This is a genomic window from Neobacillus soli NBRC 102451 (assembly GCF_001591665.1).
Lineage (GTDB): Bacteria > Bacillota > Bacilli > Bacillales > Cytobacillaceae > Neobacillus > Neobacillus soli.
The window spans coordinates 1-13,329 of record NZ_BCVI01000046.1 but is presented as its reverse complement, the minus strand read 5'-3'; the positions used below and the strand labels follow the sequence as shown (position 1 = coordinate 13,329).

Below are 13,329 nucleotides of genomic sequence, written 5' to 3'. Positions count from 1 at the left end.
GTAGAAATAATGTGGTGAAATAGATGGAAAACCAGGTAGAAGCAACATACGAAATTATGGAAGTGTGTTTACTTGCGGGGAAAATCATGCTCCAAAGCGGTGCAGAGACATATCGGGTGGAAGATACCATGATGCGAATAGCCTCATCCTTTGGCATTGAGAAAACACATAGTTATGTCACCCCAACCGGAATTATTTTTTCCGCTGAAGGGACGGAGCCGACGAAGACTAAGCTGATTAGAATTTCGGAGCGATCCACCGACTTGAAAAAGGTTGCCATGGTAAATAGCATTTCTAGAAGAATCAGCAGCGGCGATGCCAATCTTAAGGAGGCCTTGGAACAACTGGAGGAAGTGGACTCTTTAGATGTGACCTTTCCCTTTAGAATTCAAGTGGCTGCTGCATCATTAGCCAGCGGCTGTTTCATGATTATGTTTAGGGGCGGGTGGAATGATTTTATTCCGGCGATGATTTCGGGGGGGATAGGTTATCTTAGCTTTGTATACTTCCACCGTTTTGTCCCAATTAAGTTTTTCTCGGAGTTTTTGGCATCGTTTATGATTGGCCTTCTTTCCTTCCTATTTGTAAAAATAGGCGTCGGGCACCAATTGGATAAAATCGTTATTGGCTCGGTTATGACCTTAGTTCCCGGCTTATTAGTAACCAATGCAATCAGGGATTTGATGGCAGGACATCTGGTTTCGGGATTATCAAAAGGAGCGGAAGCGTTTCTGACAGCCTTTGCGATTGGGGCAGGAATTGCGGTCGTATTATCATTCTTGTGAAGTAGAGGTGGATAAGGTGGCTATTTTAGCACAGTTAGTTACAAGTTTTATTGCTACTAGTGCCTTTGGTATTATCTTTAATGCCCCGAAACAAACGTTAGTTAAATGCGGTCTGATTGGAATGGGCGGCTGGTTAATTTATTTTCTCCTCGAAGATTATTCGGATAATGCCATTCTTGCAACATTGGCTGCGACTATCTTTATCGCTGTCATCAGTCAAGTGTTAGCCAAATATTATAAAACACCAGTGATAATTTTTAGTGTTGCAGGAGTTATTCCGTTAGTACCAGGCGGTTTATCTTATGATGCGATGCGGAATTTTGTTGAGAATGATTATAATACCGCGATAGGATTGGCAGCAAAAGTCCTCATGCTTGCCGGAGCAATCGCTTTCGGCTTAGTCTTTTCTGAGGTAATTAACCAGGTGATACAAAAGATTAATCGTTATAGGGCACGAATATAAATCCCCTTTTAGCGGACGGCGCTAAAAGGGGATTTCATTAAGGAACACTTAAGGAAAAAATAGGACATTAGGGGAGTGGGAGTAGATACTTACCAAAAACTTGTGAATAATCTATTTGGAAAGGAATTCCCTTTATCATTCTAGAATTATTTGGTATGGTAATATAGTAGTATATTACTATAACTTACTTTTCAGCAATGTCAATGATAAGGAATGAATATTTTCTATGAAAAAGATGTTAATGGTCATTATTATTCTCGCAATATTGCTAATTAGTGCAAATACAATTTTTGCTGATAAGTTTAATTGGTCTGCTGTCGTTCAACTGAAAGATGCTGCATTAATGAAGACTCGTGAAGTCGCACTTCAAAAAGATGTCGAAGCATTAAAAAAACGAGAAGCAATACTAATAAAAGAAGGGTCAATTTTACCAGATAGTAAATTGCTTGATGTACCATTATTAAATCAAATGGACCAACCATTGCTTTACAATGGCTGTGAGGTAACAAGCTTGGCAATGATTCTTAACTATCACGGGGTGAAGGTAACGAAGAACGAGTTGGCTGAAAATATTAAGACTGTTCCGTTTACCTATAGTAATGGAAAAAAGGGAAATCCAAATGCTGGGTTTGTAGGGGATATGGTCCATGGTCCAGGATTAGGTGTTTATAATGGACCAATGCTGGAACTAGCCAAGAAATACGTCGGTAAAAGGGCAGTCAATTTAACAAACAAACCGTTTACTGAATTATTAAAAGAAGTTAGCAAGGGTCATCCAGTATGGATCATTACAACGTCGAGCTTTGCTCCAGTTTCCGTTTTTCAAACGTGGGATACCCCTCAAGGGAAAATCAAGATTACTTATAGTGAACATAGCGTTGCGATTACGGGATACGACGAAAATCATATTTACATTAATGATCCGTATGGGGAAAAAAATAAGAAATTAAATCGAGCCAATTTTATTAAAGCGTGGGAGCAAATGGGCAAACAAGCAATTGTGATTGAAAAATAAATGGGCGAAGGCAGAGGAATGAAATATCCCTCTGCCTTCTTTGTTTTTTGCTTCATTTAAAGAATTCTAATTGTAACTTGTGAATGGTTGTATCTTTATCTATTATCAGCCATCGCAAGGTAAAAACTTATATAATAATCATTGTTTATAAAAACAAGTTGCCGCGGTTATTCTTCCACCTGAAGGTTTTATACCTAAACGACGTAAGCCCTACCTCTCTTACATCCTAACGGCTCCGAAGCCGATCCAGTGTGAATAAGTTTTTATTTTAAAACATAAGCAGAATGCCAGAAAAAATTCTTACATTGCGTTTTCTCATCTATTACAAGTTACTTAAATGCTAAGCACAAAATCTAATACTACATGAATTAACTCATTTTGTCAATGTCCTTCGGGAATTAAATTACAATTTGTAAAATGTATATTAAATGTAGAAGGGATTTTTAGTATGTTTCGCTAATTAAAACATTAACTTTAAAAAAGGTGGTAAATGGAATGAACCCATTTGTATTTGCTTGTATTACCCCACATGGCGGCGAAATCATACCTGAGCTAAAAGGAGAATTCCCGGAAAGAATGGCACAAACAAGAAGCAATATGGAGAAGCTAGGGGGACTTATGTGCGAGGCCAATCCAGATTGCTTAATTGTCCTGACACCACACGGGACCAGAATTAATGGGCAATTCTCAATCACGGATTCGGAAAGAATGGCTGGTTCGGTCGAAGAAAATCATGCAACATTTTATTTTGAAAGACAAATAGATAGAGAATTAGCCAGAAAGATTTGCGAATGTGTCCAAAATGATGGCATTCCCGCCGCAGCGATTAATTTTGGAACAGCTGCTGGTCCAATTTCCTGCTTGCCGTTAGATTGGGGGGCGATTGTACCACTCAGGTTTATGCCAAATGTGCCAATTGTGGTAATCAACCCGACAAGAGAACTTTCTTTTCAGGAGCATATTGAATTTGGAAAGTTACTCCGCAGGGCCGTTCAGCAATCCAATAAACGTGTCGGCCTAATAGCTAGCTGCGATTGGGCTCATGCCCATGATGAATCCGGTCCATATGGCTTCGACCCGGCAGCAAAATCATTTGACGAACAAGTGGTAACGTTGATCAAAACCAATCAGTTAGAAAAAATGGCAGATTTCCAGCTAGATTTTATCGAAGCTGCGAAACCGGATGGAATATGGCAAACGTTAATTCTTGCAGGCGCCATTCCGCCAGAAGAACGTAATGTTGAATTTTTATCATACGAAGCTCCAACCTACTTTGGTTTACTATGTGCAGGCTATATTTAAAAGATCAAACCGCTGTATTTTTAAAATGCAATCGAAGCGACTCCCGAAGCAGGAACTGTAACAATTCTCTCTATGTCTGACAGTAAAATGCTTCTATTCTAATCACTGATATCAGGAAAGGAATGACGCATGAACAATTAGCGCGGATTGGGACGCTTTTTTATTCGACAAAGTATAAAGGAACAGGACTTGGTACTACTGTTTCATTAAGAATCATCGAAACCATGAATGGCAAGGTTACGTATCAAAGTAAACCAGGTTTTGGATTCAAAGGTAACAATGATTCTTCCTGCAGGGAAAAAAGTGATATGGAGTGCTTAAATTGGGAATGGATATAAAGTGTAAGGATTTGCCTTAGGCAAGTCCTTTTTTGCTGTTTTTATCGAAAAATGTCGAAAAACGCGTTTTTTTAATATTTGTTGTCAATTTTTTTGATAAAAGATGGTAAGATAGTAGGAGGATAAGACTTTTTAATATTTTCCGATAATTCACAAAAGAACTGGGTCAAGGGAGCCACTTACATGAACGATAGCAACATTAGTCCTAAACTAATATTTGAAGAGAAAAAGGCAATTAAATTATTTTTGTGGTTGTTTTATATCTTTTTTACAACATACGACATATTTTGGCACTTTGTTTTACCAAAATATACCATTTACGGAAATCCTAAATTTCCCGATGATGGGCTGGGTATTTGGCTTTATATATTGATTTTCAGCTTATTCCCCGTAGCACTTTATTATATAAGGAAGGGTAATCCCTATATTGTTAAATATTTTATTCTATTAAGCTATGTTTTTATTGATATCATAGATAATCTCATGAAGTATTATGGAACAACTAAGGATTTTGGTTCAGGAAATATTGTAGAGCTTTTATTTATATTTTTTTCACCAGTATTTGTAAATAAAAAGTACTTTTGGTCTATGTTTTTAGGGATTACCGGAAAGTACGTCTTATTAGGAATAATCTTGCAAGATACGAATGTTCTGCCACCTGTTGTAATAACATTCATATTATCTGCAATTGCATCGATTCTTCTAATACGATTTTATTCATATATAAATTCCTTAAATTCAGTTCATGAAGAACTTCGCCAAAAAGAGAAACTTGCTGTCATTGGTCAAATGGCTACGGCGATTGGTCATGAAATTCGTAACCCCCTTTCCTCATTAAAAGGGTTTACACAGCTGCAACAGGAAAGATACCCGAATACAAACGATTTTTATCCAATCATGATTCAGGAAATTGATCGGATCAATTCAATCGTTAATGATTTGATGTACCTTGGAAAACCAAAGGGGATCAAATTTAAAAAAGCGAGTATCGAAGAGATAATTAACTATACATTATCGATTACACAACAACAGATAGAGAGACAGGGTGTAATCGTTGAAACGGTATTAGGGGGAGTTTTACCACCTCTCGATTGTGATGATAAACAACTAAAACAAGTCTTTCTCAATTTAATTATTAATGCAATAGAATCTATGCCCGCAGGTGGAAGGATTAAAATAAATATCAAGGCTATCGAGGACCTAAAAATGTATATATCAATTCAGGATGAAGGGTACGGAATTGCCGATGAAAACATCCTGAATATAGTAGAACCATTTTTTACTACGAAAAAGGATGGAACCGGTCTTGGCCTGATGGTTACCAACCAAATTATCAAGGATCACAATGGCGAGTTGAAAATAGAGAGCGAGATTGGCAAAGGAACAAAGGTTAATGTCATTCTGCCAATAGCACAAACAAATAATTACAATTAATAGTTCTATAATTATACAAAAATCAACAAAATAAAGTGTTTCAAGGGGTTTCCCAATGATATATAATGTAGAGGACTACTGAATTTTAATAGATTTTGTAAATTTATCGATTTTATTATCGAAAATTAAAAATATATGTAAGATATGTGTATGAGATACACTTGGAGGTTTACATGCTACCAAACGAAGAACAGCGAACCGTCAAATGGTTTCTATTATTTTTCTATATTATATTGATAGGATATGACTTTTTTAGTTATTACCTTTTTCCGATTTTCATAGCACATAAGGATATTGTCCCGCCAAAGTTTCTGTATGTAACCTATATAGTGGTAATGTTATTAATTCCATTCGCCTATTATTTAAATAAATTGAAAAAGCAATTTTGGATAAAATACGTTCTTTCTATTACCTACATAATAACCACTTTTTCCGTTGAACTCATAACTTCTTACGGTAAAGATGACTACACATATAGTGGAAATATAGTAGAAGTGTTTTTGATTTTATCCTTACCTCTTTTCATTAATAAAAGATATTTTTGGTTTGTGAGTCTAGGACTTACTGCAAAATATCTATTATTAGGCATTATTTTAAATTCTTCCTATGTGATTATCGCAATTATTTTAATTACAGTTTTATCTATTATGTCTTTCTTTTTATTGGTTCGGTTTCAAGGTTATGTTCATGCAATTAGTACTTCGTATGATAATCAATTGCAGGGTATTGTAAAAGGGGTAATTGCTACACTCGAACTTAAAGACCCATATACAAGAGGACATAGTGAACGCGTAGCCAGCTATGCTTTGTTGTTTGCTCAAAAAATCGGTGATTTTTCGAAAGAGGACCAAAAATCCTTTTATTATGCCTGCTTACTACATGACATAGGCAAAGTTCATATTCCTGATTCAATATTAATGAAACCAGGGAAGCTCACAAAGGAAGAATTTGAAACTATTAAATTGCATCCTGGTGTCGGTGCTGAAGCTGTTAAGAATGTTGAGGGGATAAAGGATTGTATCTGTGTCATTCGCTCGCATCACGAGCGTTGGGATGGTAAAGGCTACCCTGATCAATTAAAAGGGGAAGAAATTCCTTTGCTTGCAAGAGTGACTTCCCTTGCGGACGCTTTTGATGCTATGACATCTTCACGGTCTTACCGGGCAGCAATGCCGGTTGAAGAGGCTTATCAACGTATTATTGAAGGTAAAGGTTCCCAATTCGATCCAATGTTAGTGGAAGAATTCAAAAAGGTTTTCCCAGCTTGGGTTGAATTTCATGAAAAATATCAGTGGACGAAGCAATGGGAATTACCCAAGGAGGTGGAGTTATGAAGATCCGTAAACTAAAGGAAGTAAAAACAACATGCTGGTGGTGTCCTTTCATACCTGGATACAAACCATGAGAAAAAGGGATGCTAGCAAAGGCTAGCATCCTTCTTTAATAAAATTGTTAGGTAGGTTGTAAAAATGAGCCTTACACTCGTTTCACGTTTATTACTGGTTCCTATCGAGATTCGCAAGGATAAAAAAAATTACATCGTAGAAGATAAATCTTCAGGTGAATTTTTCGAGATGCCCGAGGTTTGCATCGATGCCATCAATTTTATTAACAATGGCGAAACATTAGGAGAAATAGAACAGCAACTTAAAGAGAAGTACCCCGGAGAAGAAGTTAGCTTGATTGATTTTGCCGAGCAACTTTTAGAGTTGCACCTTGTTGCTGAAATTGATGGTGTCAAAGTTGAGGTTAATAAAGTAAAAAAGGAAACTTTAGGTTTTTTGTGGCTTTCACCGCAAATCGGAAAATTCTTTTTTAATAAGTTCTCCAATTTTGTGTATGCGGCGTTATTCATAGGCAATGTGTTCCTTTTCATCGCAAAACCGTCATTATTTCCACACTATAAGGACTTGTTTATCTTTGATTTAATGGTTCTCAATATCCCGGCTTGGATGATTTTGACTTTTGTTCTAGTCTTGATTCATGAATTTGGCCACATTTTAGCTATGAGAGCGCAAAATCTGCCAACGAAATTAGGAGTTAGTCATCGTTTATTTCTTGTAGTCCTTGAAACCGATATGTCATCCGTATGGAAACTGCCATCAGGGAATCGCAATGTTTTATTTTTAGCCGGGCTTTGTTTTGATACAGTAATCCTGTCGCTGGCCTTAGTTAGTCAGCTATTCTACGCAAATGGGCCAGAGATATTTATGAGTATCATGAATGTCGTAGTTTTAGATACATTTATTCGCATGGTGTACCAATGCTGCGTTTATATGAAGACTGATTTATATTATGTTTTTGAAAATGTTTCCGGTTGTTATAACTTGATGGAAAATGCCCAGCAAGCGATCAGAAAAAAACTTCCCTTCCTAAATTCTAAAGCAACAGAGGAAGTCGTTTTCGCTGGTGAAAGAAGTACCGTCTTCGTCTATTCTATTTTCTATTTTATCGGTGTAGCTTTGACTGTTTCATTATTTGCAATCTATTATATCCCGCAGTTATTTTTTGCTTTAAAAAAGGTTTTGCCAGGATTTTTATTAGGTCCGGATTCCCTCCCATTTTGGGACGCATTGGTCTTCTCCTTGCAAATTCTAATTGGAATGTTGCTCTTGCTTTATTCGTGGCGGAAAAAATACGTCAGAAAATAGCTTTGTGACAGAACTTTGTCTAAAATAGAATATCTAAGGGTTTTTCCCACGCATTATGGGGGAACTCCCTGATATTTATAACACTACTGTTTTTCTTACAATTAAGTTAAGAAAACGGAAGTGTTATTTTTTTTGGAGGAGGTTCAAGAAAATGGAATCAACTATTTCAACGACTAAAAAACCGGGGCTTACTGTCAATGATGCCTTTGCTTCCCATTTTGCGAAATCAATGTTTTTAACGGTTGCCGGACTTGCCATTTTAACTTTTATTGGCACAAGAATGTTTACACATATCGACTTAAACCTTTATGGATATATGGTAGGAACCATCGTTTTTATTGGCGGCTTTTTCTACCGCTTCATTGCTTGGGGTGAAAGACCGCCAACCAAGATTTTTATTAAAAAAGGGCTAAAGTTATTATTTAGAAAATCAACACCTAAAACAACCACAGAACAATTGGTTACTTATAGATTCATTTGGGAACGCGGCGTTTATCGCTGGATGCAGCATATTTTAATCGGCTGGGGCTGCGTTCTAGCATGCCTTGTCACTTTCCCGCTCGTGTTCAGCTGGATGTACTTTACAATGAAAGAAAATGGCTATTATACAATCGTGCTATTTGGAATGAATGTAATGAATGTAAAAGCAGAAGGAATCATTGCCTGGTTCTCTTATAATGCATTAAATATTGCAGCTATAATGGTCATTGCAGGTGTTTGTATGGTACTTTATCGCCGCTTGAAAAATATGCAGGCACGTGCGGAACAAACATTCATGTACGATTTCCTGCCGCTTTACCTGTTGTTATTTATTTCGATCACTGGCTTGTTATTAACTTTCCAAAACATGGTCCTACATGGTTGGATGCAGCCGCAAATGTCACTAATCCATCAATTTTCCGTGATTGTGACATTAATCTATCTGCCATTTGGAAAGCTTGCTCATATTCCATTCCGGCCAATGAGCGTATTCGCAAGAAACTACCGTGAACATTATAGCGAACAACATATGAAAGAGTGTAAAGTATGTGGCGATCAGTTTGTATCCGTCGAACAGTCTAGCGATGTCATTCAGGTATTGGGTGTTAATGATATCGAGTTCAATATGAATGATGGCTTTAATCTTGCTGAATTATGCCTGCCATGCCGCAGGAAATATCGAATTTCAAGATTCTCAGGAGTCGCGACGCATCAAGTGAAGGTCAAGGAGGCAAATCAGAATGCAAATGGATAATTTTAGAAATGAACGAGATCAATATTTTAAAGAAATCGACAACTTAAATCATCCAAATGAAACATTAGTCAAGACACATTGCAGCTATTGCGCGATGCAGTGCGGGATGAACTTAAGGGTAAAAACAAAAACAAACAAAATCATTGGGGTTGAGCCTCGATATGATTGGCCGGTAACTTTAGGAAAGATGTGCCCGAAAGGAGTTACAGCTTACCAGCAAGTAAACAATAAAGATCGTTTATTAAAACCATTAATTCGTGATGATCAATCATTAAAAGGGACGACAAATGGCTTCCGTGAAGCAAGCTGGGATGAGGCATACGATCTTATTGTGAAAAAATTCACCGAGCTTCAAGAGAATTATGGAAAAGATTCACTCTCCGTGTATAGCGGTGTTTCCATGACAAATGAAAAGTGTTATTTAACCGGGAAATTTGCTCGTGTCGGACTTCAAACGCGCTATATTGATTATAATGGCCGATTCTGTATGGCTAGTGCTGCAGGTGGTTTAAATCGCTCATTAGGTATTGATAGAGGTTCAACAATTCCCTGGACAGATATACAGGATACCGATTGTATATTTCTTGCCGGCAGTAATACCGCCGAATGTCATCCGACGATGATGTTCCGGGTTTGGGCAATTCAAGAACGGGGCGGCTATGTCATTGTTGCAGATCCACGAGAAACACCGGTTGCGAGAAGAGCAGATCTTCATCTTGATTTAAGACCTGGGACAGACCTTGCACTAGCCAATGGGATTGTCAATTTATTAATCCAAAAAGGACATATTGACGAAGAATTTATCAAAAATCATTCAAATGGCTTTGAAGACACGAAAGAACTTGTTAAACAATTCACACCGGAATATACAAGCGCGATAACAGGTGTGGCACCAGAGAAAATTATTCGCGCGGCTGAAATTTACGGTAAAGCTCCAAACGCGATTGTCATGTTTGCTAGAGGGATTGAGCAACAAATTAAAGGGGTAGATAACGTTTCTGGCTATACGAATATGGCCCTTGTAACCGGGAAAATTGGTCGTGCCAAATCAGGTGTTGCAACCATAACAGGACAAGGAAATGGCCAAGGTGGACGTGAACATGGGCAAAAAGCCGATGCACTGCCTGGCTATCGAAAAATTGCCAACCCTGATCACGTCAAATATATTTCAAAGGTGTGGGGCATTGAACCGGAAGAAATGCCTAAAGAGGGTGTTTCCGCTTTTGAAATGTTTGGCTTAATGGAACAGAAGACCATTCGTGCGTTATACCTATTATGTTCGAATCCTGCCGTTTCAGCACCAGATCAAAATTATGTTCGGGAGCAGTTGAAAAACCTAGACTTCATGGTATGTGTTGATTTCTTTCTTTCAGAATCTGCTGAATTTGCTGACGTCGTACTGCCTACAACAACTTGGGCAGAGGATGAAGGGACAACTACAAATGTTGAAGGACGGATTATCAAGATTAATCAAGCACAAATGCCTCTGGGCGAATCAAAGCCAGATTGGCAGATTCAGGTAGAACTTACCGAGCGAATGGGCCGTGGTAAATATTTTTCTCACTTAAAAACCTCTGAAGACATATTTAATGAACTTCGTGTCGCTTCTAAAGGTGGAACCGCTGATTACTATGGCGTTACATGGGAAAAGATCGACAAGCAAGATGGCGTGTTCTGGCCATGTAAAGATGAAAACGATCCTGGAACACCACGTTTATTTTTAGATAAAAAGTTTAATCATCCAGATGGAAGAGCTAAAATTTTTGCATTGCCATACAGACCTTCCGCAGAAGAACCGGATGAGGAATACCCATTGCGATTAACAACAGGACGTGTTGTCTATCATTATTTATCAGGGAATCAGACGAGAAGAATTCAATTCCTTCGTGATATGTGCCCTGAACCATTTGTAGAAGTACATCCAGAAACAGCAGCAAAATACAATATTGATCACGAAGAACTTGTCCGTCTCTATACACGTAGAGGAGAAACAACCTATCAAGTGAAAATCACAGAGGCCATTCGGAAGGATACCGTGTTTGTTCCGTATCACTGGGGCCATGAAAAATCTATTAATCTATTGACAATCGGTGCACTTGATCCATATTCACGGATGCCGGAATTCAAGACTTGTGCCGCGCAGATTGAAAAACTGAAAATAAAGAAGGTGCAGTAAATGAAAAAGAGGCTATATCTAGAACTTGAAAACTGTATAGGGTGCCGCTCTTGTTTGGCGGCTTGTACACAGTGCGGCGGGCATGAGGAACGGAACCGTAACTATGTTTACGACGTGAACCCGCTTGTTAACCGTCAAACGATGCCTCTTATGTGCCTTCACTGCGTGAATCCGGCATGTGCGAGAAGCTGTCCGGCTCAGGCAATCCAAATACACGAAACTGGAGCCGTACTTTCCGCACTTGTAGAAAAATGTATTGGCTGCCAAAACTGTACGATTGCCTGTCCGTATGGTATACCAAAGTTTGATACAGAACAAAATCTCATGTATAAATGTGATTTGTGTATCGACCGGTCAAAGGATGGCATCCCGCCGATGTGTGCGAGTGTATGTCCAACAAATACATTACAATGGTTAACAGATGAAGAAATTGAAGCAAAACAAAAACAATTTAATTTAGATAATGGTAAATGGGTAACAAGCATGCCTTATTTAGAAGGCGAAACAAATGTCAGAGTGAATCTTCCTGGTATCCTACAGGGCGTCACTAAATTGTTTTAGGAGGGATTAACATGAGCGATAAAAATAATAAAATCCCGTTCAATGAAGATAACTATACACATAACATAAATCGTAATAATGAAAGAAAATTAGACCGCCGCGGCTTCATGAAAACACTAGTGGGTGCGGCCGGAGTGTTTGCTGTATCATCTCTACCATGGGGAGCATTGGCGGCAAAGGAACTGTCGGGACTTGGGGACAAAAAATATCCAAAACAAAAAATCGCCAAGGTCGATTCATTGGCTATCGGTGATTCGGTAGACTTCGCATTCCCAGGTGAACATGATAGTGCCATTTTAATCAGGCTTTCGGAAAAGAAGTATGTCGCCTACCAAAATGCCTGTACCCATTTACGCTGCCCAGTGTTTTGGAAAAAGGATGAAGGCGAAATGATTTGTCCATGTCATCATGGAAAATTTGATGTCAATTCCGGTGAACCGACTGCTGGGCCGCCAAGACGGCCGCTGCCTGAAATTCAAGTGAAAGAAGAAAACGGTGCCGTATATGCCGTGGGGGTGAAACGTTATGAAGCGTAGTTACGTACCTGTTACCCTCCTTCTTGTAGTATTAATGTTGAATATTATCTTTACTCAATACATGGTCCACCAATACTTTTATGAAAATTATTCGAATACAATTATTGCCGCTGTCATCAACGTGATCTTATTTCCAATAGCATTCATCATTTATAAAAAAGGTGTGAAAGTCAATGACTAGTGAGACCTATATTGATTTTTGCTTTGTGCGTCCAGAATCTGGCGAATTTGCTGCCGAAATTGATGAGTTATTAAAAAACACCTTTGTAAAAAAACGTCTGAATTGGTTTCTTGAAGAAAAGTCAATCGATGGTGCCGAGATGGTAGTAGCTGAGATCAAAGGGATGAGTGATTGGTCTTCTGAAGAAGAAACGATTCTATTCCTCGAAGAACATGCCGGTGATAAGTTTTGGGAGTATCTGCAGGGTTATAAAATGTTCATTTATCCTGCTACGAGAGGATGTAATAGCTGTGGAACTCACTAAATTAGATGATGTGAAGCGATTTGTCGGTGTGCCGGTGGAAATTGTGATTCATGATGAGGATGGCGGGGACCAGGCTCCAGTCGTCAAGAAGACAATTAAAAAAGTGCAGCTTTGTCCTGAGGGCACCCATATTCGTTTCTATTTTGATGATTTTTATTTTCTCGCTGTTCCTCTTACAAGCCGGGTGAACCAATCCGAAGAACAATGGTCAGCTTTTGATTCAGAAAGCGGCTTAACTTATACAGTAAAAAAGGTAAAGGTCTTTTAATTAAGTGCCTGCCTTTTTTTTAAAAGGTAAAGTATATAATTTTCGACTTTGAGAAATGTCTAGCTCCAGCGCCCTAGCGTC

The 13,329-nt window shown here is 38.3% G+C and carries 15 protein-coding genes; all 15 read left to right on the top strand.

What is annotated here, in order from left to right; all coding sequences use genetic code 11:
- The first annotated feature begins 23 nt into the window (after positions 1-23).
- The 15 genes from BSO02S_RS16250 (at position 24) to BSO02S_RS16180 (ending at position 13,248) form a co-directional block, all read left to right on the top strand.
- Positions 24-785: a threonine/serine exporter family protein gene (locus tag BSO02S_RS16250; protein WP_066069549.1), complete on the top strand. Its 762-nt coding sequence runs from the start codon at positions 24-26 to the stop codon at positions 783-785.
- Between the two features lie 16 nt (positions 786-801).
- The gene (locus tag BSO02S_RS16245; protein WP_066069546.1) at positions 802-1,248 is read left to right on the top strand and encodes a threonine/serine exporter family protein; all 447 of its coding nucleotides are present in this window, start codon (positions 802-804) and stop codon (positions 1,246-1,248) included.
- A gap of 226 nt (positions 1,249-1,474) precedes the next feature.
- Complete coding sequence (locus BSO02S_RS16240; RefSeq protein WP_066069544.1) at positions 1,475-2,263, top strand: C39 family peptidase; 789 nt, start codon at positions 1,475-1,477, stop codon at positions 2,261-2,263.
- A 495-nt stretch (positions 2,264-2,758) separates the two neighbouring features.
- A complete protein-coding gene (locus BSO02S_RS16235; protein ID WP_066069542.1) occupies positions 2,759-3,565 on the top strand; it encodes a DODA-type extradiol aromatic ring-opening family dioxygenase in 807 nt (268 codons plus the stop codon).
- Between the two features lie 122 nt (positions 3,566-3,687).
- Entirely contained in the window at positions 3,688-3,903 is a 216-nt protein-coding gene (locus tag BSO02S_RS16230; RefSeq protein WP_066069540.1) for an ATP-binding protein, read from the top strand.
- 183 nt (positions 3,904-4,086) lie between these two features.
- Positions 4,087-5,337, top strand: coding sequence for an ATP-binding protein (locus BSO02S_RS16225; protein ID WP_066069537.1), 1,251 nt, complete (start codon positions 4,087-4,089; stop codon positions 5,335-5,337).
- Positions 5,338-5,510: 173 nt separating this feature from the next.
- Entirely contained in the window at positions 5,511-6,671 is a 1,161-nt protein-coding gene (locus tag BSO02S_RS16220; protein ID WP_066069534.1) for an HD-GYP domain-containing protein, read from the top strand.
- Between the two features lie 135 nt (positions 6,672-6,806).
- Positions 6,807-7,988, top strand: a complete 1,182-nt coding sequence (locus BSO02S_RS16215) for a hypothetical protein (RefSeq protein WP_066069532.1) — start codon at positions 6,807-6,809, stop codon at positions 7,986-7,988.
- A 151-nt stretch (positions 7,989-8,139) separates the two neighbouring features.
- Complete coding sequence (locus BSO02S_RS16210; protein WP_066069529.1) at positions 8,140-9,222, top strand: respiratory nitrate reductase subunit gamma; 1,083 nt, start codon at positions 8,140-8,142, stop codon at positions 9,220-9,222.
- The gene (locus BSO02S_RS16205; RefSeq protein ID WP_174524252.1) at positions 9,209-11,398 is read left to right on the top strand and encodes a molybdopterin oxidoreductase family protein; all 2,190 of its coding nucleotides are present in this window, start codon (positions 9,209-9,211) and stop codon (positions 11,396-11,398) included. The genes BSO02S_RS16210 and BSO02S_RS16205 overlap by 14 nt, the downstream gene beginning before the upstream one ends.
- On the top strand, positions 11,399-11,959 hold the full coding sequence (locus BSO02S_RS16200; protein ID WP_066069527.1) for a 4Fe-4S dicluster domain-containing protein: 561 nt from the start codon (positions 11,399-11,401) through the stop codon (positions 11,957-11,959). It begins immediately after the preceding gene.
- 11 nt (positions 11,960-11,970) lie between these two features.
- Positions 11,971-12,495 carry a Rieske 2Fe-2S domain-containing protein gene (locus tag BSO02S_RS16195; RefSeq protein WP_066069524.1) on the top strand — a complete coding sequence of 175 codons (525 nt, stop codon included), beginning with the start codon at positions 11,971-11,973 and terminating at the stop codon, positions 12,493-12,495.
- Positions 12,485-12,676, top strand: a complete 192-nt coding sequence (locus BSO02S_RS16190) for a hypothetical protein (protein ID WP_066069521.1) — start codon at positions 12,485-12,487, stop codon at positions 12,674-12,676. The genes BSO02S_RS16195 and BSO02S_RS16190 overlap by 11 nt, the downstream gene beginning before the upstream one ends.
- Positions 12,669-12,980: a hypothetical protein gene (locus BSO02S_RS16185; protein WP_066069518.1), complete on the top strand. Its 312-nt coding sequence runs from the start codon at positions 12,669-12,671 to the stop codon at positions 12,978-12,980. Before BSO02S_RS16190 ends, BSO02S_RS16185 begins: the two co-directional genes overlap by 8 nt.
- Entirely contained in the window at positions 12,967-13,248 is a 282-nt protein-coding gene (locus BSO02S_RS16180) for a hypothetical protein (protein ID WP_066069516.1), read from the top strand. The genes BSO02S_RS16185 and BSO02S_RS16180 overlap by 14 nt, the downstream gene beginning before the upstream one ends.
- The last annotated feature ends 81 nt before the right edge of the window (positions 13,249-13,329 follow it).